The following is a 22,618-nucleotide window of genomic DNA, read 5'->3' on the forward strand; positions in this document are numbered from 1 at the left end:
TAAAGGACTTGATTCATGACGAAGTCGAGGGAAGTCGTGGTCACCGGCGGGGGCACCGGGATCGGGTATGCCGCGGCCGCGCACTTCCGCGCGCTCGGGGACAGCGTGACGATCACGGGCCGCCGCGCCGACGTGCTCCGCGCGGCAGCGGAACGTCTTGGCGCGCGGGCGATCGCGTTCGACGCGGCCGATCCGGCCGCCGTTTCGACCGCGCTCGGGGAATTCCCGGAAACGGTGGACGTCCTGGTCAACAACGCGGGCGGCAACACCGATCTCTCCGAGCAGGCCGCTGGCGACGGATTGGCGGAAACCGCGAGGGCGTGGCGCGCGAACTTCGACGCGAACGTGCTGACGGCCGTCCTGATGACCGAAGCGCTGGCCGAGCGTTTCGCCGACGGCGCGCGGATCATCACCATCGGGTCGATCGCCGCGCGCACCGGTGCCGCCTCGTACGGCGCGGCGAAGGCCGCCGTCGAGGCGTGGACCGCGGACGTGGCGCGAGCGTTCGGGCCGCGCGGGATCACCGCGAACATCGTCTCACCTGGACTGACCGAGAACACGGAGTTCTTCCACGGCAAGCTTTCCGCCGAGCGCGCGAAGGAACTGGCCGAAGACACCATGACCAAGCGCGCGGGCACTCCCGAGGACATCGCCGAAGTGATCGGGTTCCTGGCGAGCGCCGGTTCGGGCCACGTCACCGGGCAGGTCGTGCACGTCAACGGCGGCGCGTTCCTCGGGCGGTAGGGTCGCGGCGAACGGAGGAGGTCAGATGGGTGGTCCGGCGGCGGCCTACCAGCAGGGCAGCGGCGGCGCGCTGGACGTGGACGAGGCGTTCTACCAGCGGCTCGCCGACGGGGACCGCGAGCTCGTGGAGTCCTTCGAGATCCCGATCCGCTCCGGACGGGCGTGGACGGTGCCGAAGGGGCATCTCTGCCGGATCGTCACGACCGAGGGGCCGCAGGTCGGCGACCTGAACATCTGGCACGCCCACGATCCGCGCGAGCGGCTGTGGGCGGCGCGTACACGTCAGCTCCAGCGCGCGCACGTCAGCACGTTCGACCGGTTGTGGTCCACCCTTCCGTTCCTGCGGCCGCTGGTCACCGTCACCGCGGACAGCCTCGCGTCGTACGGCGTCGACGGCGAGGGCGGGCGCGCGCACGACCTGCTCGGGACCCGGTGCGACCCGTACGTCAACCGGATGCTCGCCGGCGACGACTACGACTTCCACTGCCATTCGAACCTGGTGCGCGCCGTCCTGCCGTACGGGCTCACCGAATTCGACGTGCACGACGTGCTGAACGTGTTCCAGTGCACCGGTCTCAACGACGAGGACCGGTACTTCATGAAGGCGTGCCCGGCGAAACCCGGTGACCACTTCGAGTTCTTCGCGGAGCTGGACCTGTTGTGCGCGTTGTCGACCTGCCCCGGCGGTGACCTTTCGGTACCGCTGTGGGGCCCGGACGCGCGCGACCCGATCGACGTGTGCCACCCGCTCGGCGTCGAGGTGTACCGGCCGTCGACGGAGCTGCTCGACGGCTGGAAGCCACCAGAGCGCGCGGCTTACCGCAACCTGCACGGCATGTCGATGCCCTAACGTCGCACAGGTGCCGGTGGAACCGGTTTCGCCAGGACCACGTCGGCGAGCCGAACGGTCACCGCGCCGCGTTTGGTCTCGACCACGCATTCGTCGGCGCGGATCGCGGTCAACGGGCCGAGCGCGTCGGTGAAGCCGCCCTCGATCCGGTAGCGGACCACGACCCTGGTGCCGATCGGGAGCGCGGTCAAAACCTCGGCTGCCGGACTCATGCGCTCATGCTAGGCGAGCATGACCCGTGCGGTGGTTTCGCCGAGCGGGACGACGCCGCTGCCCGCAGAATCGGGGCACGGCGAGCGAGAGGCGATCGATGGCGAGCGGGAACCCGGTGAAGCGCGTGACCGTGGCGGTCGCGGGCGGCGTGGTGCTCGCGGTCGGCATCGCGCTGCTCGTCCTGCCGGGGCCGGGATTGCTGCTCGTGCTGGCCGGGCTGATCATGCTGGCTTCGGAGTTCCCCGCGGTGGAGAAGTACGTCGACCCGGTCCGCGACCGCGCGATGAAGGCGGCGGAGGACAGTGTGTCTTCCCCGCTGCGGATCTGCGGTTCGGTGCTCGCCGGGCTGGCGCTCATCGCCGCCGGGGTCGTGTGGGGCGTCGTCCGCTGGCTGCCGCTCGCGGGGTGGAGCACGGGGTCGAGCCTGATCCTCTCCGGCCTCCTGCTGCTCGGCCTCCTGCTGTGGAGCTACCGGAGGGTCCGCGCCCGTCGCACCGGGTGAGCCGGAACTCCGGGTGCGGGAGCGGCGTTGTCGGTGACATGGACACCGCCGTCGTATGGGGGCTTTCCCTGCCGGGGCTTTTCCTGCTGCTCTTCTTCGGGGTCGCGGCGGAACGCGTCGTCCGGTGGGTGCTGGCACGCCGCCGGGGCGAGCGGCGGCCGCGCGGAATGGGGCACGGCAAGCGGATGGCCACGGCGCGGGGCACCGAAGAGATCTTCTCGTTCTTCTACGGCACCAAACGGCACGAGCTGGAGCACCGCGACGTCGAGCTGGTGCTGCGGCAGGAAGAGGACGACGGCGCCCCGCCCGGCAAGCGGATCGACCTCGAATCGGGCGTCGCGAAGCTGGATTTACCCCGCCGGCGCCTGGATTGAGGGTCGTCTGACCGTCAGTCACCGCGGCGCGACTCGCCTAGCATTCAGGGCCTGGGGGTCGGCCGGTGCTCTGCCCGTGAGGGCTGGGAAGAGCACCGGTCGTGCACGCCGTGCCACCCACGGGAGTGCCACCTCGGCGCGGTGAAAGCGGGCGCCCGGCCCGACGGGAGGTCAGGCCGGGAGCCGGTGGGTCGGCCTCGGGTAGCCCGGTTTGAACGCGGCGGCCCCGCCGGAATTCCGCACCGCGGCCGAGATCCGGTCTGCCGCTTCCCGGACGGCCGCATCCACGGCTTCGTCGAGTTCTTCCGGTTCGCAGGCGACGCGCGCGTTCACCGTGACGGCGGCCTCCGTGACCACCGCGCCGCGCGATGTGGTGGCGACCGGTGCCGCGCCCGCGGCGACCAGGCTCAGCTTCGTCAACCCGGCCGCGGAGTCCAGCGCGATCTTGACGTGCCCGACGAGCCAGCCGCGGCGCCGCGCCGATTCCGAAAGCAGGCGCAGCACCGCGTCCGCCCATGCCGCTGGATCGAACCCGTGCGGTGCCGAGAGCACGAGCGTCCGGTTGAGCCACGCGAGCCCCGCTTCCGCACTGGCGTACCGCGCGTAGTCGACGTCGAGATCGCGGGCGGCGTACGCGCTGTCACCGGTCCACTGGTGCACGAGTTCCGCCATGCCGTCGCCGGTCGTGGCCGAACACGCGAGCACGGTCGCCGACCGATGGCTCGCCCGCAGCGTTTCCACGAGCGCGGCGGTTTCCTCGCGGTCGAGCAGATCTGTCTTGTTGACCGCGATCACGTCGGCCTCCTCGAGCTGCTTGGCGAACAGGTACGAGAGGTCGGAGCCGGTGTCGCCGATGGGCAGCGACGCGCTCAGCGCGGCGAGCCGGTCCGGTTCGACGACCGTGGTCAGCACCGGTGCGGTGAACCGGTCGCCGTAGTGCGCCCGGAGCGGGCGGACCACGGTGGCCTGCAGGTCGGTGCAGCTGCCGACGGCCTCGGCGAGCACGGTGTCGACGCCGTTGCCTTCGATGAGCGTGCTCGTCACGTCCAGGAGATCCTCGAACCGGCAGCAGAAGCAGCCGCCGGTGACCTCGCCGACCAGGCTCGCGTCCGAGCGCGCCAGCCGGGTGTCGACGAGATCGGTGCCCTGGTCGTTCGTCACGATCGCGACGCGGCGGCCGCGCGCTTCCAGCAGTTCGGCCGCCGCGATCAGGGTGGTGGTCTTCCCCGCGCCGAGGAACCCGCTCACCGGCAGGAACAACGTGCTCATCCGACCCCCAGTCGTCGGCCAAGGATCGAAGGTTAGCCCTCGCCTGCCGTCCGGTTCAAGATCCGGTCTGGACCAGTCGCCGGGGCGGTCCTCCGCCGGAGCGCGGCGGCGGCCAACAGGAGCGCGGCGGCCGCGCAGCACCACGCGAACACGTCACCGACCGCGCGGTAGAGCGTCCACGCCTGCGGCACCAGCGGCAGGTCGGCGACCAGGGTCTGCTGGTCGGCGCGGTAGAAGTCGGCCTTCCCCAGTATCCGTCCCTGCGCGTCGATCGCCGTGGCCAGCCCGTTGACCGACTGGCGGAACACGGTGTACCCGTTCTCCACCGCGCGGAACACCGCGTTCTCCGCGTGCAGCCCGCCGAAACCCGGCCAGTCGTTCGCGGGGACGAGCATCAGGTCGGCGTCCCGGCGCATCAGGCCACGGTAGTCGGCGTCGTAGCAGATCACCGTGGAGAGCTTGCCGAACGGGCTGCCGGTGGCGGGTACCGCACCGGTTCCGGGGGCCATCGGTTCCATCGGGGTGGGATGGGTCTTGTCGTAGGTCCAGATCGCCTCGCCGCTCGGGCCGACGAGGATCGCGACGTTGCGGACGAACGGCGCCGTGTCGGTGTACCACGCGAGTCCAATTTGGACGTACGCCTGCTTGGCGGTGGTGAGCGCGGCGACGCGCTGGAGCAGGTTCGCTTCGTCGCGTTGGAGCACCTTCGCGTCCGTTTCCGGCCACACCACGAGTTTCGCGCCCGCGCCGAGCTGCGCTTCGGTGCTGGCGAGGAGGTCTTCGGTGATCGGTGCGAACGCGGCGCCCGCGCCGGGGGAGTGGGCGACCTGCTCGGGGCGCCAATACTCGATCCCGAGTCCCTTCAACGCCTTCTCGCTCGCATCCTGCGCGTGCCGTGCGGCGCTGACCCCGGCCACCCGCACCGTGCGGTCCCCGGTGTCGGCGAGGACGAGGCGGAGCGTGCCGCCCGCGAAGACGGCCGCGAGCACGCAGACGTGCACGACCACCGCGCGCCGTGCGGGCCGGAAACCCCGTGCCCACACCGTGTTCACCACCGAGGCGAACCAGGCGAGCGCGAAGCTGATGCCGTACACGCCGGTCACCGAGGCGACCTGCACGAGCGGGAGGGTTCCCGACTGGGTGCTGGCGAGCGTGCCGTAGTCGCCGAAGTCGAAGAACGAGAACGCGTATTCGGCCGTCACCAGCGTCACCGGGAAGACCAGGCTGCCCAGCAGCGGCCCGAACCGCGACGCGAACGCCCGGTCGGCGAGGTACGGGAGCGTGAGCAGCACGGTCAGTGCGAGGAAGAGCCCCGCGGCGACGGGCACGAACAGCAGGCTGGTGACCGCGAGCCAGTACACCGTGCCGATCAGGATGGCGAGCCACCCGAAGACGGCGGCGCGTCGCGTCGGCACCCGTCGCGCGTAGGCGAGCAGCGGGATCGGGAACACCCAGGCGGCAAGGGGAACGGACCAGTCGGTGTGCTGGGCCAGTACGACGAGGGCGGCGGCGAGCCACCAGAGGGCACGGGTCTTGTTCACGCGGGAAACGTTAGGCAGCCCGGACTTCACGCGTAGTGGGCGAAGGGCAGCGCCCGCACCTGACTTTCGTCAGGTCATCCGCATCCGGCTACTTCGACGTACGGATACAGCATGGCATCGACGGCAGCCACGTAACCCCAGGTCGCGGCGGCGGCGATCACCGCGGCCGCCGCGAACCAGAGCCAGATCTTCCCGCCGCGTCGCCACATGCCGAACGCGACGTTCGTTACGACGGCGAAGCTGGCGGGGAGTAGTACCAGTTTCAAGGCGAATCTGCCGAAGGTCACGAACGGATCGCCGATGACACCGCCGCTCTCGATCCGGCACAGCCAGAGGTCGTAGGGCGGCCGGTACGCCACCAAATCGGCGAAGTACAGCCAAAGCGCCCACAGGCCGACCGCTCCTGCGACGCCGGCGACGACGACTCCGGCGACCACCCGCAACCTGGTGGTCGCCGCTTCCGGTTCTCCCCAGTCCACGCCCGGAAAGACGTGCGAGCGGCGCGGCCGTTGCTGTTCCTTGAGATCCGGAAGAGCGAAGTGCGGTCAGAACTGGCCGAGCTGTCCCTGAGCGGGCAGCCCGCGAGCGGGCAGGCCCGGTCCCTTCCGCGGCCCGATCTTGCACCCGACGATGACGAAAATCCCGCCGGCGACCACCAGCCACGGTCCGACGGTCGCCGCTTCGGGTGTCTTGTAGAACAGCGCCGCGATCCCGCTGGCCTGCAGGACGAACAGCAGTACGGCGCGCCAGGTGAAGTACTGCTGGAACTTCGGGAAGGTCTCGTGGGTGAGCGCGGTCTTCCGGTGGCCGAACATGCGGACCGCGCCGTCGGTGCGGATACCGCCGAGCGTCCAGGTCAGCGAGACCAGCATGGTGAGGGCGACGAGCAGGTAGCCGAGGAACAGCGCGTAGACCGCGGCGTAGCCGTTGCCGTTGTTGTTGTGCAGGCTGACCGCGCCGGTGAGGTCGAGGAACGAGACGTGTTCGGCCCACGGCACCCCGAGGAACGCGGCGAGCTGGATGGCCAGGCCGATCCCGACCGGGATGGCGCCGATGCCCGGCAGCGTGAGGGGCGCGGGTCCTGTCTGCTGCGGCACGCCGTAACCGGGTGGGTACTGCTGCTGTTGCGGGTACTGCTGCTGGGGCTGGCCCTGCTGGGGGTAGCCGTGGCCCTGCTGCGGGTAACCCTGTTGCGGTGCGAATCCCGGCTGCTGCGGGTAGCCCTGGTTCGGCTGTGGCGGCTGGCCCTGCTGCGGCCCTGGGTACGTCATGGCGGAGATCCTAAAGGCAACGGGTCCCGGCGCGCCGGACGTCCGCCGAACTGGATGTTCGCCGGGGTGCGTGCCGGATCACGATCGCGCCGCCTGAACTAACCAACCAGTAAGATGGTTTCCATGAGCGCCCCCGTGTCCAGCGAAAACCGTCCTCCCGCGGCTCCGCCTCGCGGCGGGCGGCGGCCGCTGTTCGCGGTCGTGCTCGTCGTGGTGCTGCTCGCCCTGTTCGGCGTGCCGTGGTGGACGCTGTTCCGGTCCGGCACCGACTGGCCCGGTGCCGTGGTGGTCGCGGGCACGATCGTGTTCGCGGTGGCGGTCGTGGCGTTCCCGGTGGCGATGTTCCTGGGACATTCCCGGCGCGGGCTCGACTGGGCGGCGAGGATCGGCGACACGTTGCTCGGCATCGTCTGGGTGCTGTTCGCGTGGAGCCTCATCGGTGCGCTGCTGCGCCTCGTGCTGATGGCCTTCGGCGTGGAGAACCCGCTGCGGGGCAGGGTGATCGCGATCGCCGTGGTGGCGGTCGCCGCGCTGCTGCTCGCCTGGGGGTACCGCGAGGCGACGCGCCTGCCGAGGATCAAGCGGGTCGAGGTGCCGATCGCCCGGCTCGGCTTCGCGCTCGACGGGCTCACCGTCGCGGTCGTCACCGACACCCACCTCGGCCCGATCGAACGGTCCGGCTGGTCGGCGAAGGTGGTCGCCGCGGTCAACGCGCTGGACGCGGACGTGGTGGTGCACGCCGGCGACATCGCGGACGGCTCCGTCGAGAAGCGCAGGGCGCAGGCCGCGCCGCTCGCCACCGTGCGGGCTCGAATGTCCAAAGTGTACATAACTGGCAACCACGAGTACTTCGGTGAAGCGCAGGCCTGGCTCGACCACATGGCGGAGCTGGGCTGGGAGCCGTTGCACAACCGGCACGTGCTCGTCGAACGAGGCGGTGATTCGCTGGTGGTGGCTGGTGTCGATGACGCCACCGCCGCGGCGTCGCGGGTGCCAGGGCACGGCGCGAACCTGGCGAAGGCACTCGAAGGTGCCGACCCGAGGCTGCCGGTCGTGCTGGCCGCGCACCAGCCGAAACAGCTCGCGCAGGCCGTCGAAGCGGGTGTCGACCTGCAGATCTCGGGGCACACGCACGGCGGGCAGATCTGGCCGTTCCACTACCTCGTGCGCGCCGACCAGCCCTCCGTGCACGGCCTGACCAGGCACGGCGAGCGGACCCAGCTGTACACGAGCCGGGGGACCGGGTTCTGGGGCCCGCCGTTCCGGATCTTCGCGCCGAGTGAAATCACCGTGCTCACCCTCCGGGCGGGCAAGAGCTGACTGAATACGGAATTGTCACTCCGTGCACCCGAGTTGCCCGTTCGTACCCTGACCCTGCCGACTTTCGTGGGAAAGTCAGTGACAAAATCGGTCAGGATGTTGGTTGCTCGTTGACCGTCTTCCGGCGCCTTGGCTAGCTTTCCCGGACCCGAAATTCCGGCCTTGGGAGGCGTTCTTCTTGATTTCCCGGCGAGCTTTTCTCGGTGCTTCCGCGGCTGCGGCGGCGTCCTATCCGGTGTGGGGGTCCACTTTGGCTTGGGCGCGCGGCCTCGGGCCCGCGGCGGTGCCGGACACGGTGAAAGTGGCGTTCGACAACAAGTCCGGTTCGAACACCGCGTATGCGTACATCACCGGTATCGCACCGGGGGACAAACTCGTCGTGATGAAGGCCGACGGCACCCCGTACTATCCGCCGTCGCCGTCCGGCGAGCATTCCCCGCTCGGCGAGGACTGCGCGATCCCGATCGGTTCGGGCGCGGAGGTTTCGGTGCCGAAGATGAAGGGCGCCCGCATCTACGTCGTGCTCGACGCGAAGCTCGACCTGTTCCTGAACCCGGGCCCGGCCATGGTGCACCCGAGCTTCTTGAACGCCGATGACCCGAACTACGGCCGGAACTGGTCGTTCAGCGAGTTCACCTTGGACGACACGCAACTGTTCGCGAACATCAGCTACGTCGATTTCGTGGCAATTCCGCTCGGCCTGCACCTGACGACGACGGGATCGGGGGAGCAGAGCGCGCCCGGCCTGCCCGCGAAGTCGCTGGACGGGATCTGCGACGAACTGAAAAAGCAGGGTGGGGCCTGGGGTGAGCTGGTGGAATCCGGTGAGGGCGGGAAGGCGCTCCGGGTGTTGTCCGCGCACTACCGCGCGGACAAGTTCAACGGGTACCTCGACGGCTACATCGACAAGGTGTGGCAGAAGTACGCCGGTGAGGAGTTGACGATCGACTCGCAGCGGTCCGATCTCGGCAAGTTCACCGGCAAGGTCGGTGGCGACGGCAAGCTGACGTTCAACAACGGTGAAGCGTTCGCGAAGCCGTCGACCGCGGACGTGTGGAGCTGCGACAGCGGCCCGTTCGCGCTCGACGGTGCGAGCGAGGCGCGCAAGGCCATCATCCCGCGGCTCGCCGCGCCGCTGAACCGGACGACCTTGCTGGACAACGCGAATCAGCCGATGGGGGAGGACCCGGCGAAGTTCTACAAGAACGCGGAAACGAACCACTACGCCCGCATCGTGCACAGCAAGCTCCCCGACAACCGCGGCTACGCGTTCCCGTACGACGATGTTTCGCCCGGCCCTGATTTCAGCGGTGCCGTGCAGGCAGGCGATCCCGACAAGCTGACGATCACCGTCAACGCCCTCCGTTGAGGACGTATTCGATGAACGAGGTCTTCGCATCGGTGTAGCCGACCCGATCGGTGCGGAACCTTTGCGCCAGCTCGCGTTTCAGCGCCGCGTATGCCCGAGCCGTTTCCGGCGAGGCGCGCAGCGCGTCGCGGAACGCGAGCTGGCGCGCCAACTGCTCGCCGTCGGCCGCGCTCGCGTAGAGGTGGTGCGCGGGCAGATCGCCGGGTCTGCTGAATGCCTCGCGCCCCGGCACCCCGAGGTCGCCTCGCCGCTCGTACCCCAGTGGCCGGATCCGCGCGGCCGCCTCGTCGAGGTCGCCCGCGGAGTCCAGCACGATCACCATGTCGATGATGGGTTTCGCGGCCAGCCCCGGCACCGACGTGCTGCCCACGTGCTCGATCCGCGACGCGAGCGGCCCGAGCGCCGTCGCGAGCGGCCGCCGCAACCTTTCGAACAAGTTCGGCCACCCGTCGTCGTAGTCGACGATCACCACCGGCGCGCCGTTACCCAGAACGTGCCGAAGCACGGCGTCCACGGTCTGGTCGAGCGACGCTGTCGTGTCGAGTTCGAGATCGGCACCGTCCCGGAGCAACGGCTCGATGGTTTCCCGCAGTTCGAGCGTCCGCGCCAGCTCACCGGCATCTTTGCCGAACGAGTTCGTGGTCCGCCCGGCCAAGCGCTCGGCGATGACCCGCGCCGGCGCGGACAGCAACACCACGTGGTCGAACGAGAACTCCCCCTGGTTCGGCGAACACCCGCAGACGAACAGAACGTCGGTGTCCTCGGTCGACAGCAACTCGGCGATGGCGTCCTCGCGCCACACCCAGTCCTGCCCGCCCCCGACCCCGGTCACCTCCCCGTCGGGAACAGCGACCAATTCGGAATACCCGCCGAAGTCCGCGTCGACCGCCTTGTACCCACGCGCGGCCAGTTCCGCGACCACCGTGGATTTCCCGGTCCCCGACATCCCGGTCAACAACACCCGTTTCACCGTGACAGCCTAGTATCCAGCAGCCGTTGCTTGGCCTCCACTTGAGAGAATCGGCGCATGCCGAACTCCTCGGTCTGGGATTCGAGCGAACTGCCGAACCCAAGTCGCGCAAGAACCGGATGCACTTCGACATCACCTCTCCCGATCCAGTCGCCGAGCAGTACCGGGTCGAGACGCTTGGCGGGCGAAGGCTCCAGGACTACGCCGACGGCGGCTTCCTGGTGATGGCGGACCCCGAAGACAACGAGTTCCGCATCATCCCCGACAAGGAATTCACAGGTCAGGACTGGTCCCTCGATCAACCAACAGAATAAGGCGGCAAAGGAGAGAATGGATCCAGAACCCAAGTCCGCCCCCGAGAACGAGCCGAAGAAGGCATCCGTCCACTCAACTCGGCCAGTGTCACAGAGGAAAGAGAAGCCCGCCAAGCGTCGTCGGCGTCATACATCACCTTGGCGACCGGACAAGGCCCAGCGCACAATTCGGCGGGAACGGCACAGGTGCCCCGCTGCCGGATCTCGGCACATGTGAACGGCGAGACGGTTCCTTCGATGGCCTCGACGATGTCGAGCACGGTGATTCGGTCCGCGGACTTGGCCAGCCGGAATCCACCCCGCGGGCCGGGGATGGCCGTGAGAACCCCCGCGCGCACCAGCGACTTGAGGTGTTTGGCGAGGTAGGCGTCCGGCAGGTCGAAATACCCGGACAGCGCGCGTCGCGAGACGGCACCCTCGCCCGCGTCGGCGAGGAGCAAGGCGCAATGCAGCGCCCACTCCACACCCTGCGACAGCTTCATGGCAACAGTCTAGACAACATGGATACGCGATGTCCATAATGGCGCTGAACTGGAGGGACACCAAATGGAGATCGGCATCTTCTCGGTCGGCGACCTCAAACCGGACCCGCACACCGGTATCGCACCGACCGAGTACCAGCGCATCCACGCGATCATGAGGATCGGCAAGCAGGCCGAAGAGGCGGGATTCGACGTCGTGGCGACCGGCGAGCACCATTGCCCGCCGTTCGTGCCGAGTTCGCCGGTGGCGTTGCTCGCGTATCTCGCGGCGAGCACCGAGCGCGTCGTCCTGTCGACCGCGACCACGCTCATCACCACCAACGACCCGGTCCGGCTCGCGGAGGACTACGCGACGATCCAGCACCTCGCGCACGGCAGGCTCGACGTGATGCTCGGGCGAGGCAAGGACGAGCGGGTGTACCCGTGGTTCGGGAAGGATCACGCCCGCGCGACGGCCGTGGCGGGGGAGAACTACGCGTTGTTGAGACGGCTGTGGCGAGAGGACACAGTGGACTGGTCGGGGGAGTTCCGTGTGCCGTTGAAGGGTTTCACGTCGACGCCCCGGCCGCTCGGGGGAGTTCCGCCGTTCGTCTGGCACGGCGCGGAGCGAAGTGTGGGAACCGCCGAACTGGCGGCGCGGTACGGCGATGGCCTGTTCGTCAACAACCTGTTCCGGCGGGTCGCCGACTTCCGGCCGCTGGTCGACCGCTACCGCGAACGCGCCGCGCACCACGGCCACCGACCCGTGGTGGGAGTCGGTGGCCAGGCTTTCGTGCGCGCGCGGTCGCAGGACGCCGTCGAAGAATTCCGCCCGTACTTCGACGCCACGCCGAGTGCGGCGAACGGCTCGCTCGAAGAGTTCGTGGCGGGAACCGCGTTGAGCGTCGGCAGCCCGCAGCAGGTCATCGACCGCACGCTGTCCTTCCGCGAGCACTTCGGCGACTACCAGCGCCAGTTGTTCCTCATCGACCACGCCGGGTTGCCGCTCAAGACGGTTCTCGAGCAGGTCGACCTGCTCGGCGCCGAGGTCCTTCCCGTGCTGCGCAAGGAATCACGCGCCCTCTGACGAAACCGGCGCTTCAGCGGTTCTGCCACAGCACGATGGTCGCTCCGGCTGGATCGTGCAGCACGACCAGTGAGCCCTGGGGGAGATCGGTGCGCGCGCGGGCCACGGTCGCGCCGAGTGCGATCGCCTTTTCGGTCGCCGCGTCGAGATCTTCGACGGCGGCGTACGGCAGCCACTGCGGGCTCCGTTCGTCACCGGGCGGGAGTTCGGTGACGCCGCCCCACGGCCCGCCTTCGGTGTCGAACAACATCGGCACCGAGCGGTCACCGGCGGGCACGTCCTTGATGTCCCATCCGAACAACTCGCCGTAGAACCGGCGCGACGCGGGCAGATCGGTGGTGCGGAGGTCGTGGAACAGGAATGGCGTAGCCATGGGAACTCCTTGGGTTAGGACAAGTGTCCTGAAAGTTAGACCAAGTGTCCTGAAGCGCGCAAGGGGGCCGGTGTCTAGGCTGACGGCGTGGCATCCTCGGACACGACGCGCAACGGCCTTTCGGCGAACCAGCTCGACAAGCAGCGGCAGATCGTCGAAGCCGCACGTCGCGTACTGGCGACGGACGGGCTTGCCGGGTGCACCGCGCGCGCCGTCGCCGACGCCAGCCCGCTCACGAAGAGCGCGATCCACTACTACTTCTCGGACATGGACGATCTCGTCGACAGGGCGATGGCGGGGCACATCGGCGCGTTCACCGGACGGATCAGGGAGGCGGTCGAGCAGCACACGGGCCCGGTGGACCGGTTCTGGGCTGCGGTCGCGCGCTACGTCGAGATCTTCCAGGAGTCGCCGAACGCCGCGATGCTGTGGTTCGACTACTGGCTGGACGCGCTGCGCAAGAACCGGCTCGACGCGCTGGACCGCATGCACCGGGAGGTGGCGGCGTTCTTCGCCGACCTCCTCGCCGAGATCGGCGTGGACGATCCGGCGCGACGAGGGCGCGCACTGTTCCGCTACCTGCTCGGTACGGTGGTGGAGCAGACGATGAACCCGTTGCCGTTCAAGGAGATCCGGTCACACGCCGCGGTGGCGTGCGCGCTCGATCCGGTGCACTGACTGCGCGAGGTGGCGCAGCCCCGGTTCCGGGGACCCGCCCCGCAAGGCCAGCCCGAGGTGGCCGTCCGGCCGGACGGCGAACAGGGCGTCGCCGGACACGCCGTAGGTGCGCTCCGCCTCCCATTCCGGACCGATCTGGTGCGCGTGTTCGCCCAGTCCGGCCGCCAGTGCGGGAAACCCGAATACCAGGAACGTCCACTGTGGACCGCGAAACAGGTCGAAGAGCCGCTCGCCGGTGCGCCGGTTGACCGCGTCGGGTGCCCGGTCTCCGGAGCGGGGAGCTCCGCTCGCCGGCAGGTCCAGCCCGAGCGAACTTCCGTGGTAGGAGGTGGTGAGGCCGGACGTCGCGCGGTCCGCGGCTTTGCCTTCGAGCGCTGCCACGCCGCCGTCGGTCACCGCGCGGCGGCGGCGTTCGGAGTCGGCGAGTACCGCGCGTGCGACCGGCAGGCGTTCCTCCTGGTACGTGTCGAGCACCGCGGGATCGGCACCGCGGACCGCGTCGGCGAGCTTCCAGCCGAGGTTCACCGCGTCGGCGATCCCGGTGTTCATGCCCTGCCCGCCCGCGGGCGAGTGGCAGTGCACGGCATCGCCCGCGAGCAGCGCCCTGCCTTCCCGGTACCGCTCGGCCATGCGGACGTTCAAGCGCGCGGTGGAGGCCCAGGTGACTTCGCGGATGTGGAGCCGGGCGGTACCGGCGACTTCGGCGGCGATGCGCTGGAACGTGGCCAGTGACGGTTCGGCCCGCCATTTCGGCAGGGACGCCTGGAACTGGTACTGGTCCGTGCCGGGCAGGGGGGTGAGGCCGAGGAAGCCGTGCTCGGTGGACCACAGGTGGCTGTGCGCGTGGTCGAACAGGTCCGTCCCGTCGAGCCGGACGTCGCCCACGATGCCCTGCTCCTCCTCGAAGGTCTCTCCGTCGAACGGGATGCCGAGCAGGCGTCGCGTCGTGCTGTGCCCGCCGTCGCAGCCGACGAGGTAGGCGGCGCGGATCGCGCCGTCACGGGTGGTCGCGGTGACGCCCGTGCGGTCCTGGTGGATGTCGACGACCTCGGTGCCCAGCTCGACCTGCACGCCGTGGTTCGCGAGAAGGGCTCGCAACTCCTGTTCGACGCGCCATTGCGGGATCCAGAGCAAATCGGGGTACGGGATCGCCGGACCGGGATCCCAGCCCGAGGTCGTGACGATCTCGGTGAGGACGGTTTCCCCTTGGTAGACGCGCGCGGGCATCGAGGTGCGCCCGTCGGCGAGCAGTGCCTCCGCGATGCCGAGCTTGTCGAACAGTTCCAGGCTGCGTTGTTGCAGGCCCTTGGCGCGAGAGGCGGTCGAGAACGCCGATGCCTTGTCGACGATGCGGCAGCCGATCCCGCGGCGGGCGAGTTCACAGGCGAGCGTCAGGCCGGTCGGACCGGCGCCGATCACGAGTACTTCTGTCATCAGATCCCCCTTACGGTTGTAAGTACAGATAACTTACATCTGTAAGTCTGGATTGGGAAGAGTGCTGGCGTACGTTGACCGAGTGACGGAGCAGGCGACACGACGGCCGTTGAGTCGAGAAGTGGTTCTCGACGCCGCGCTGCGGCTTGGTGACGAGAAGGGGCTTGAGGCCGTCTCGATGCGCGGGGTGGCGAAAGAGCTTGGTGTGGAAGCGATGTCGCTCTACAACCATGTTTCGAACAAGGCGGCGATGATCACCGGCATGCTGGAGCGCGTGCTGGCGGGGATCGAAATCCCCGACGCCGGTCTGGAATGGGGTGCTCGCCTCCGCGCCTTGGCGACGGCGATGCACAGCGCGTTCACCGCGCACCCGGTGGCCGCGACGATGATCGTCACCGGGGCCGCGCCACGCGGCTTCGCCGCGCTGCGGCCGATCGAGGAGCTGTACGCGATTCTGTACGGCGCCGGTTTCAGTGACGAGATCGCGAGCCGGGGAGTCACCGCTGTCACCGGCCTGGTCTTCGGCACCGCGATGCTGGCGCCCGCGCGCGGACAAGACGCCGAGGAGCGCACCTGGTTTCGCCAGAACGTGACGGCTGAGCGGTTCCCGAACCTGCACCGGGCGCTACGGGCGGAGACGCCGGACGCGGCCGCTGATTTCGGGCATCAGGTGGACCTGGTGGTCGAGGGGCTGCGCGCTCGGCAATGATGTGAGCCAGGTCACGCATCCCTGGTCCGATCTGACGTCGTCATCGGGGTAGGCGAGGGGAGGCGGCCTGGTGCGAGCGGCCGAGGAGCGGCGGTACACGGAGTACGTGACCGAGCGGTTGCCCGTCCTGCGCAGGACGGCGCTGCTGCTGTGCGGCGATCGGCACCGCGCCGACGACGTCGTGCAGGCCGCGATCACGCGCCTGTACCTGCATTGGAACCGCGCTTCGGCGGCCAGGAACATGGACGCCTACGTGCGCACGATCGTGGTTCGCGCGTTCCTCAACGAGCAGCGGCGAGGCTGGTTCCAACGCGTTTCGCTGGTCGGCGGGCCCGGTGAGACGCCGGTGCCGCCCGCGCCGAGCGGGCCCGATGTCGAATTGCGCAGCGTGGTGGACGCGGCGTTGGCGCGGGTGCCGCCGCGGCAGCGCGCGGCCTTGGTGCTGCGCTTCCTGTGCGATCTGTCCGTGGCCGAAGTGGCCGAGCACCTCGGTTGTTCCGTCGGCAACGTCAAAAGCCTGACGACGCACGGTTTGCGCGCGCTTCGCCGTCAGTTCGGCGAGCACCCGATGACGACGCTGGGGATGGAGTAGATGGGCATGCGATCCAGCGAAGAGGAAGACGCCCGGTTGCTCGCTCCGTTGCGGGAGGCGGCGCCGAGCGAGGAAACCACGGTCAGCGTTGAGCGGGCGATCGCCGCGGGACGGCGCAAGCAGCGCGCGCGGCGGCTCGGCGGGGCGGGCGCGGTGGCGGTGGTCGTCGCGCTCGCGGCTGTGGTGCTACCGGGAATCGTCCGGTCCTGGAATGATCCCGGCGAGCTGGCCGTGAGCTCGGCGCCCGCCGAGTTCGACGTCCTCCGCCAGCAGTTCACCGCGGGGTCCGCGGGCGGATTCGCGCCCTACGCCTACGAAACCGGCCGCTACCGGCAGCGGATGGACCTCAAGCGAGCCGGTACCGCGGATCCGGGCGCGCCCGTCGCGGAGATCGCCCTGTACGTGCGCGGCCAGGTGCCGTACGCGGGCGACCGCCAGTGGGACCCCGGCGCGGGTACGCCCGCACCCGCGGTCGGCGGTCATCGCGCGGTCTACCTCGACGCGCCGGTGCTCGGCGTGGATCGAACGGAACTCGCCTGGGAGTGGACCGACGGCGCGTGGGCGTTCGCGAGCGTGCCGTCGGCCGATCCCGACGCGAAGGCGAAAGCGCACCACGTGGCCGAAAGCGTCGCGGTCGGCGCGAACACCCCGGTGCGGGTGCCGTTCACGATCGACACGGCGGGGAAAAACCGGCTGCTCGGTGTCGTGACCCCGGCGTCGGCGGCGGTCGATCAGACGGCGGCGCGGCTCGTGCTCGGCACGGTCGACGCGCCGCAACCCGGGGCGATGGCGGAGGTGGGGCTGCGCGCGCCCGTGGAGATCCCGGCCAACACCGTCATCGACGGCCGTCCCGCCGTGGTGGTCGGGACGAGCGCGACGATCCTGGACGTCGGCGGAGCGCACGCGGCGGAAGCGTCCACTGACGACAGTCGCGAGTATCCCGTCGACCGCTTGAGGGAGCTGGTCGCTTCGCTGCGCCTGACCGGGTCGATCGCGGATTCGCGGACGTGGGCCGAAAACCCGCTGAGGTGAGCACCGCCATGCATCCGTTCGGCGTCCCGCCAGTGTCGAACGGGTATGGACGGAACGTTTTTGCTTCGCCACAAGGCCTTCCTGCTCGCCGCGGGTGCCGTGATCGGGATGGTGGCCGCCGTGCTCGTCGCCCGCAGCCAGTTCATCGATCTTCAGGTGTACCGGTTCGGCGCGCAGGCGCTGTGGCGCGGCGACGACCTGTACGGCCCGCTTCCGCCGACCTCGGCCGGTGTCACGTTGCCGTTCATCTACCCGCCGTTCGCGGCGATCGCGCTGACCCCGCTGGTGACCGCGCCGTGGTGGTGCGCGGCGGTGGCGATGTTCGCGTTGTCGGTGGCGGCATTGGGACTCGCGCTCGTCGTGACGGTTCGCGTCGCGTTGCCACACCGCCGAGCGGTGGCCGTGGGTCTCGGACTGGTGCCGGTGGCGCTCCTGTTCGAACCCGTTCGCGCGACGCTCGGGTTCGGGCAGGTCAACCTGGTGCTGATGGGCATGGTGCTCGCCGACGGCCTGCTGCCGACAACGCGATGGCCGCGCGGGACGCTGGTCGGACTGGCCGCCGCGGTCAAGATCACCCCGGCCGCTTTCGTGCTGTTTTTCCTGCTGCGCAGGGATTTCCGGTCGGCGCGGACCGCCGCGGTGTCCGCTTCGGTGGCCAGCGCCGCCGGGTTCGCGATCGCGCCGACGGCGTCGGCGCACTACTGGCTGGTCGAGCTGACCGGGGCGTCCGGGTTGAGCGGTTCGCCGTTCGCGACGAACCAGACCATCGTGGCCGAGCTGACCCGGCTCGGTCTGCCACCGGTGTGGCACGCGGTCGCGGCCGCGGTACTCGTGGCGGCGGTGCTCGCCGCCGCGGTGTTCGTCATGCGGCGGGTGGAGCCGCCGGTCGCGGTTCTGGTGAACGCGGTCGCCGCGTTGGTGGTGTCCCCGATCTCGTGGTCGCACCACTGGGTCTGGCTGGTGCCCGCGCTGGTCGTCCTCTGTGGACACGCCAGGCGCGCCGGTGCGCCGCGCTGGTGGGTGGCGGCGGGCGCGCTCGCGGCGGTGTTCGTCGCCGGACCGCACCACTTCGCACCGTCCGGAGACGGCAAGGAACTGCACTGGACGGTCGCGCAGCACCTGTACGGCAACGCCTACCTCCTGCTGGCGTTGTGCGCGCTGGCGGGTTCGGCGTGGTGGCTGAAGCACCGGCGACCGGAGCCGTTCCGCACCAACCCCAGGCGTGCGGAACAACTCCGGCTCGGTGTCAGGCCGCGGCGGGCACGGCCGCGACGGCCTTCGGCGCGCGGAGCAGAACGCTGACCTCGCGGGTGAGCACCATCGCGAGCGCCATCATGAGGAAGAACAGGGCGACCCCGTCCTGGCCGATCCCGTTGTCCACCATGAACTCGCCGAACGACACCGCGAACGAGTGCACGTTTTCGAGCAGCCACACGAAAACGATCCGGACGACGAGGACGACGAGCCAGATCGCGAGATAGGGGAACGCGGCCCGGGTGTAGAGCTTCGCGGTGCCGGGGTCCCGGTAGACCGCCATGGTCTTCGAGAGCCCGAGCCCGACGGCGACCCCGATCGCGGCGCCGACGACGGCGCACACGAAATCGGCGAGGTGGTAGTCGTGCTTGCCGGTGAAGATCACCAGTCCGCCGATCACGGCCGAGGACACGAACGGCATCACGGCGAGCAGCGCGGAATGCCGCCGTCGCCCGATCTGCGTGGTGAGCACGAGCACCAGGAAGATCCCGCTGAACACAAGAGCATCGGTCATGGCGGGGAAACTAACCGCGATCCGGCGGCACGGGATCCTCGCCAGGGTGGAGATCGGGGTGGAGAGCAGGGCCGACCTTGACGCCGGGCGCGATGGCCGCCAAGGTCGGGACGGATGAGGATCGGCGTATTCGGGACGGTCGCGCTGCTGCTGCTCGTCACCGGGTGCTCCGGTGACGAGCCGTGGGGTGCCGCCGATGGTCCCGTGTCCGCGGTGACGGCGGACCTGCCCGCGCCGCTCCTGCACTGGGAAAGCTGTCGTGATGCTCCAGGACTGTCCTGTGCGGACCTTCCGGTGCCGCTGGACTACCGCCACCCCGAAGGCGCGAAGATCAGCATCGCCGTCTCGCGGTTGTCCACAGGGGACGGTCACCCCGTGCTGCTGTCGAACCCCGGTGGCCCCGGCGCGTCCGGGCTCTTCAACACCCTCGGCGTGGACGGGCTCACCGGCGGCGCGCTGCGCGAGCGCTTCGACCTGATCGGGTTCGATCCTCGCGGGGTCGGCCGGAGTGGCGGTGTCCATTGCGGACTCGACGCGAACCTGGTCGCGGCGGCGGCAGGTGGTGCGGCACCGAGGGATTTCCGGCACGACGCAGACGCGGCCTCGGCCATCGCGAGTGCGTGCGCGGCGGGAGCGGGACCGGTGCTGCCGCACCTCACGACGGCGAACACGGCACGGGATGTCGAGCTGCTCAGGAAGGCGCTGCACCGCGAGCGGATCTCGTTCGTCGGGACCTCGTACGGTGCCGAGCTGGCGGTCGCCTACGCCTCGATGTTCCCCGGCGGGACCGACCGCGTCGTGCTGGACAGCGCCTCGGACGTCACGGTCGGCTGGCGAGCGGCGCGGCGGGAGGAAGCGGCCGCGGCGGACGCCCGGTTCACTGAAGTCGCGGCGAAGATCGCGCGGGAGGAACCGCGCTGGCACCTCGGCACGACGGCGGGCGAGGTCCGCGACCGATACCTGCGCACGGCGGCCGAGCTGGACGCGCGGCCGCGCTCGATCGACGGTTCCCGCGTCGACGCCGCCGTGCTGCAGGAGGCCCGCCTGCTCCCAGCGCTCCGGAGCGACGACGACATCGCGCCGTTCGCGCTGACGCTGGCGTACCTCTCGTCGGCGCCGGGCGCACTGTCCGAACAGGACTTGCTGGCGGCACTGGGACCGGAGCGGGACGCGGGGCCGTTGCCGGGCGGTCAGTCCGCGGAGCAGAACGCGTCGGCCTTTCTCGCGGTGCGCTGCGGCGACGAGCGGTGGCCTGCCGACACCGAGGAATACCGGCGCGCGACGAGTGACGAGGCTTCGCGCTTTCCGGTCACCCGCGGCCAGTTCTCGAAGATCACCGCCTGCGCGTTCTGGCCCGGTCCGCCCCCTCCTGCCCGGCCCGACGTCACCGACCGCGGCTGGCGCGGTGGCCCGAACGTGCTGATCCTGCGGAACACCCGCGACTTCCTCGCCCCGGACGAAGGCGTCACCAACACCCGGCGCGCGCTGGGTCGCCGTGCGGTGGCCATCTCCGTCGACGACTACCGGCACGGTGTGCTCGGCAGGAGCGCGTGCGCGACCGGGTACGCGGTCCGATGGCTCGTCGGCACCGGGACGCCACGCCGGGACCTCGCCTGCTGACGGGTCGCGAACACGGGCGGGTATGTTGCCCGGCATGACTGTGCAGGGGGAGGACCAGGTCGTCGAGATCTACACCGACGGCGCGTGCAGCGGTAACCCCGGCCCCGGCGGCTGGGGCGCACTCCTGCGCTACGGCACGCACGAGAAGGAGCTCTACGGTGGCCAGGCCACCGAGACCACCAACAACCGGATGGAACTCACCGCGCCCATCGAGGCGCTGGAGGGGCTCAAGCGGCGGGTCGTGGTGCGGATCTACACCGACAGCACCTACGTCCGCAACGGCATCACGAAATGGGTGCCGCGCTGGAAGGGCAACGGCTGGCAGACCAGCGCGAAGCAGCCGGTGAAGAACGTCGACCTGTGGCAACGGCTCGACGACGCGGTCAACCGGCACGACGTCGAGTGGCACTGGGTGAAGGGGCACGCGGGGCACCCCGAGAACGAACGGGCCGACCGGCTCGCGGTGCGCGGGATGCAGGAGGCCGTCGGCCGCCCGGTGACGCAAGCGGGATAGCCTTCGCGTGCCCCGAAAAATGCTCCTGTAGAGGTCGGGCCGTGTATGTCGCCGAGGGCGCTCTTGGGGCGCTGAGCGTCACAATCTCGGCCCTTGCGGCAGGTGGCCTTCGGGCGCCTGTCCCCGAAGGTGGCCTTCGGGGCGCTAGGCGCCGCGAACTCGACCCTCGCACCCCATCTCGCCAGCCGCACGAGCCTGCGGCGGGCCTTCGCATGCGCCGAAAGTGACGTTCAGGGCATCCAGCGCCCCGAAAGCCGCTTTCGGGCACCGGCAGCCAGAGCCGCATTTCCCACGAGGGCGGCCGGAGGGCGTCAGCCGTGCACGGTGTCTCGCTGGTCCGGGATCACCGAGCCGTCGGCGCGGCGCACCGGCGCGTGCGAGCCGTCGGCGTTTTCGTAGGCCGTCGTCGAGCACGGGTAGGTGCGAGCCAGCGCGGGCAGTGGCTGGATGAACATCGGGTTGACCGCCCACTTGCCGTCCGCGTTGTCGTAGGCTCGGCACATCAGCTCGTCCTTGTTGCGGTTGAGCGCGATCCGCACCCCGGTGGCGTCGCCGAGCATGGTGATGTCCGTGGTGGCGTCGCCGCCGGCGAGCGCCTGTCGCCGGGCTTCGGGCGCCGGGTCCAGCTGCGCCGCGCCTTCGATACCGAGCACGGTCTTGTTGATGAAGCACCGCTTGCCGTCGATGTAGGGCATGATCGAGTCCTCGCCGTCGGCGATCCCGCCGCAGCCCGCGAGGTGGCCGTTGAAACGGCCGTTCGTGGTCAGCGAAGTGATTCCGATCGTGCGGCTGGGCGGCACGCCGACGCCCGCCGCCCACACCTCGGCGGTTTCCCGCGGTGACGCCGAAACGACCCAGGTTTCGAACCCGGCCTTGTCGAGCGTGCGGATGAGGTCCTTGATCTCCGGGTAGTACCGGATCCACGCGGTCTCGGTGTGGGAGCCGACGCGCTGGGTGGCGCCGATCGGCGCGCGCAACGCGTCGAGCCGCGCCGCGGCGGCGATCGCGCGCGCCTCCCACGGCCGGTAGCCCGCGTTGAGCTGGGCGACCCACGCGTAGCTCGCTTCCATGTACCGGTGGTTGTGCGTGCCGTCGAACACCTCGGCGCCACCGGTGGTCTTGGCGTTCTTGCGCACCGAAAGCAGTTCGTCGGCGCAGCGGACGTTCCGGCTCGTCGGCAGGGGAGTGCCCGGTTTCGTGTCCGTGCCGCAGGCGTCGCGGAGCGCGTTCGCGCCCTCGTCGGTCATGTACCGGCTCGTCGTGCGCCAGTCGGCACCGCGCGGCTGGAGCACCTTGTCGTGCCGCAGCATCCAGAAGATCGTCTGGTCCGAGGTGTCGTTCTTGACCACCGTGTTGTCCCAGTCGAACACGGCGACGGGGCGCGTGCCGTGGTGCCCGCCGCACCGGCCGCGCTCGTCGATCACGCGCTGGATCTTCTCGGCGTTGCCGCCGTACCAGTTGTCGGACAGCCGCAGTTGCGGGCAGGGCCGCGCGACGGTGTCCGCCGCCGTCGCGGGCGCCGTCGTGAGCGCGCTCGTGAACAGAACGGCCGCCGCGATCACCCAGGTCTTCTTCAGCACGGACCGCACCCTATCCCGGGCGCGGGGCATCGG

26 protein-coding genes are annotated in these 22,618 nt (G+C 69.8%); 15 read left to right on the forward strand and 11 right to left on the reverse strand.

Features of this window, described 5'->3' with window-relative positions:
- The first annotated feature begins 15 nt into the window (after positions 1-15).
- On the forward strand, positions 16-744 hold the full coding sequence (locus tag HUW46_RS40630; protein WP_215543969.1) for an SDR family NAD(P)-dependent oxidoreductase: 729 nt from the start codon (positions 16-18) through the stop codon (positions 742-744).
- A 25-nt stretch (positions 745-769) separates the two neighbouring features.
- Positions 770-1,594: an urea carboxylase-associated family protein gene (locus HUW46_RS40635; RefSeq protein ID WP_215543970.1), complete on the forward strand. Its 825-nt coding sequence runs from the start codon at positions 770-772 to the stop codon at positions 1,592-1,594.
- Here the strand turns inward: HUW46_RS40635 and HUW46_RS40640 are convergent.
- Positions 1,591-1,806 carry a putative acetyltransferase gene (locus HUW46_RS40640; protein ID WP_215543971.1) on the reverse strand — a complete coding sequence of 72 codons (216 nt, stop codon included), beginning with the start codon at positions 1,804-1,806 and terminating at the stop codon, positions 1,591-1,593. The genes HUW46_RS40635 and HUW46_RS40640 overlap by 4 nt on opposite strands.
- A 98-nt stretch (positions 1,807-1,904) precedes the next feature.
- Here HUW46_RS40640 and HUW46_RS40645 point away from each other — a divergent pair, with 98 nt between their 5' ends.
- The gene (locus HUW46_RS40645; RefSeq protein WP_215543972.1) at positions 1,905-2,309 is read left to right on the forward strand and encodes a PGPGW domain-containing protein; all 405 of its coding nucleotides are present in this window, start codon (positions 1,905-1,907) and stop codon (positions 2,307-2,309) included.
- 38 nt (positions 2,310-2,347) lie between these two features.
- Positions 2,348-2,683 (forward strand): DUF6191 domain-containing protein, encoded by a 336-nt coding sequence (locus HUW46_RS40650; RefSeq protein WP_215543973.1) that lies wholly within the window; start codon positions 2,348-2,350, stop codon positions 2,681-2,683.
- 171 nt (positions 2,684-2,854) lie between these two features.
- Here HUW46_RS40650 and HUW46_RS40655 read toward each other — a convergent pair whose 3' ends face one another.
- From HUW46_RS40655 to HUW46_RS40670, 4 genes are all read right to left on the reverse strand, one after another.
- Positions 2,855-3,952, reverse strand: coding sequence for a GTP-binding protein (locus HUW46_RS40655; protein WP_215543974.1), 1,098 nt, complete (start codon positions 3,950-3,952; stop codon positions 2,855-2,857).
- Positions 3,953-3,984: 32 nt separating this feature from the next.
- A complete protein-coding gene (locus HUW46_RS40660; RefSeq protein WP_215543975.1) occupies positions 3,985-5,493 on the reverse strand; it encodes an apolipoprotein N-acyltransferase in 1,509 nt (502 codons plus the stop codon).
- A gap of 74 nt (positions 5,494-5,567) precedes the next feature.
- Positions 5,568-5,972, reverse strand: a complete 405-nt coding sequence (locus HUW46_RS40665; RefSeq protein ID WP_215543976.1) for a hypothetical protein — start codon at positions 5,970-5,972, stop codon at positions 5,568-5,570.
- Positions 5,973-6,038: 66 nt separating this feature from the next.
- Positions 6,039-6,764: a hypothetical protein gene (locus HUW46_RS40670; protein WP_215543977.1), complete on the reverse strand. Its 726-nt coding sequence runs from the start codon at positions 6,762-6,764 to the stop codon at positions 6,039-6,041.
- 123 nt (positions 6,765-6,887) lie between these two features.
- Between HUW46_RS40670 and HUW46_RS40675 the strand changes: the two genes are divergently transcribed.
- Both HUW46_RS40675 and HUW46_RS40680 read left to right on the forward strand, forming a co-directional pair.
- Complete coding sequence (locus HUW46_RS40675) at positions 6,888-8,084, forward strand: metallophosphoesterase (RefSeq protein ID WP_215543978.1); 1,197 nt, start codon at positions 6,888-6,890, stop codon at positions 8,082-8,084.
- 178 nt (positions 8,085-8,262) lie between these two features.
- On the forward strand, positions 8,263-9,453 hold the full coding sequence (locus tag HUW46_RS40680) for a glycoside hydrolase family 64 protein (protein ID WP_215543979.1): 1,191 nt from the start codon (positions 8,263-8,265) through the stop codon (positions 9,451-9,453).
- Here the strand turns inward: HUW46_RS40680 and HUW46_RS40685 are convergent.
- A complete protein-coding gene (locus HUW46_RS40685; RefSeq protein WP_215543980.1) occupies positions 9,437-10,423 on the reverse strand; it encodes a GrpB family protein in 987 nt (328 codons plus the stop codon). The genes HUW46_RS40680 and HUW46_RS40685 overlap by 17 nt on opposite strands.
- Before the next feature lie 26 nt (positions 10,424-10,449).
- On the opposite strand from HUW46_RS40685, the gene HUW46_RS40690 reads away from it, so the two are divergent.
- On the forward strand, positions 10,450-10,737 hold the full coding sequence (locus tag HUW46_RS40690; RefSeq protein WP_215543981.1) for a VOC family protein: 288 nt from the start codon (positions 10,450-10,452) through the stop codon (positions 10,735-10,737).
- Here the strand turns inward: HUW46_RS40690 and HUW46_RS40695 are convergent.
- Entirely contained in the window at positions 10,722-11,219 is a 498-nt protein-coding gene (locus HUW46_RS40695; protein WP_215543982.1) for an RrF2 family transcriptional regulator, read from the reverse strand. The genes HUW46_RS40690 and HUW46_RS40695 overlap by 16 nt on opposite strands.
- A gap of 64 nt (positions 11,220-11,283) precedes the next feature.
- Here HUW46_RS40695 and HUW46_RS40700 point away from each other — a divergent pair, with 64 nt between their 5' ends.
- On the forward strand, positions 11,284-12,285 hold the full coding sequence (locus HUW46_RS40700) for a CE1758 family FMN-dependent luciferase-like monooxygenase (protein ID WP_215543983.1): 1,002 nt from the start codon (positions 11,284-11,286) through the stop codon (positions 12,283-12,285).
- 13 nt (positions 12,286-12,298) lie between these two features.
- Here the strand turns inward: HUW46_RS40700 and HUW46_RS40705 are convergent, their stop codons facing one another.
- Entirely contained in the window at positions 12,299-12,658 is a 360-nt protein-coding gene (locus tag HUW46_RS40705; protein ID WP_254125433.1) for a VOC family protein, read from the reverse strand.
- A gap of 87 nt (positions 12,659-12,745) precedes the next feature.
- Between HUW46_RS40705 and HUW46_RS40710 the strand changes: the two genes are divergently transcribed.
- Entirely contained in the window at positions 12,746-13,336 is a 591-nt protein-coding gene (locus HUW46_RS40710) for a TetR/AcrR family transcriptional regulator (RefSeq protein ID WP_215543984.1), read from the forward strand.
- Here the strand turns inward: HUW46_RS40710 and HUW46_RS40715 are convergent.
- Entirely contained in the window at positions 13,295-14,770 is a 1,476-nt protein-coding gene (locus HUW46_RS40715) for an FAD-dependent monooxygenase (protein WP_215543985.1), read from the reverse strand. The two genes, HUW46_RS40710 and HUW46_RS40715, sit on opposite strands and share 42 nt — an antisense overlap.
- Positions 14,771-14,891: 121 nt before the next feature.
- Between HUW46_RS40715 and HUW46_RS40720 the strand changes: the two genes are divergently transcribed.
- From HUW46_RS40720 to HUW46_RS40735, 4 genes are all read left to right on the forward strand, one after another.
- Entirely contained in the window at positions 14,892-15,479 is a 588-nt protein-coding gene (locus HUW46_RS40720) for a TetR/AcrR family transcriptional regulator C-terminal domain-containing protein (RefSeq protein ID WP_215543986.1), read from the forward strand.
- A gap of 70 nt (positions 15,480-15,549) precedes the next feature.
- Positions 15,550-16,071, forward strand: coding sequence for a SigE family RNA polymerase sigma factor (locus HUW46_RS40725; RefSeq protein ID WP_215543987.1), 522 nt, complete (start codon positions 15,550-15,552; stop codon positions 16,069-16,071).
- 6 nt (positions 16,072-16,077) lie between these two features.
- Positions 16,078-17,103, forward strand: a complete 1,026-nt coding sequence (locus tag HUW46_RS40730; protein WP_215543988.1) for a hypothetical protein — start codon at positions 16,078-16,080, stop codon at positions 17,101-17,103.
- A 45-nt stretch (positions 17,104-17,148) separates the two neighbouring features.
- Positions 17,149-18,405 (forward strand): glycosyltransferase 87 family protein, encoded by a 1,257-nt coding sequence (locus HUW46_RS40735; RefSeq protein WP_215543989.1) that lies wholly within the window; start codon positions 17,149-17,151, stop codon positions 18,403-18,405.
- Here HUW46_RS40735 and HUW46_RS40740 read toward each other — a convergent pair.
- Positions 18,350-18,871 (reverse strand): DUF1453 domain-containing protein, encoded by a 522-nt coding sequence (locus HUW46_RS40740; RefSeq protein WP_215543990.1) that lies wholly within the window; start codon positions 18,869-18,871, stop codon positions 18,350-18,352. The two genes, HUW46_RS40735 and HUW46_RS40740, sit on opposite strands and share 56 nt — an antisense overlap.
- Before the next feature lie 114 nt (positions 18,872-18,985).
- Between HUW46_RS40740 and HUW46_RS40745 the strand changes: the two genes are divergently transcribed.
- Together HUW46_RS40745 and rnhA are read left to right on the forward strand one after the other, a co-directional pair.
- Positions 18,986-20,491: an alpha/beta fold hydrolase gene (locus HUW46_RS40745; RefSeq protein ID WP_215543991.1), complete on the forward strand. Its 1,506-nt coding sequence runs from the start codon at positions 18,986-18,988 to the stop codon at positions 20,489-20,491.
- 34 nt (positions 20,492-20,525) lie between these two features.
- Positions 20,526-21,005, forward strand: a complete 480-nt coding sequence (gene rnhA, locus HUW46_RS40750; protein ID WP_215543992.1) for a ribonuclease HI — start codon at positions 20,526-20,528, stop codon at positions 21,003-21,005.
- Between the two features lie 311 nt (positions 21,006-21,316).
- Here rnhA and HUW46_RS40755 read toward each other — a convergent pair whose 3' ends face one another.
- The gene (locus tag HUW46_RS40755; RefSeq protein WP_254125435.1) at positions 21,317-22,585 is read right to left on the reverse strand and encodes a haloacid dehalogenase-like hydrolase; all 1,269 of its coding nucleotides are present in this window, start codon (positions 22,583-22,585) and stop codon (positions 21,317-21,319) included.
- Between the last annotated feature and the right edge of the window lie 33 nt (positions 22,586-22,618).

This window comes from Amycolatopsis sp. CA-230715 (assembly GCF_018736145.1).
In the GTDB taxonomy this organism is placed as follows: domain Bacteria; phylum Actinomycetota; class Actinomycetes; order Mycobacteriales; family Pseudonocardiaceae; genus Amycolatopsis.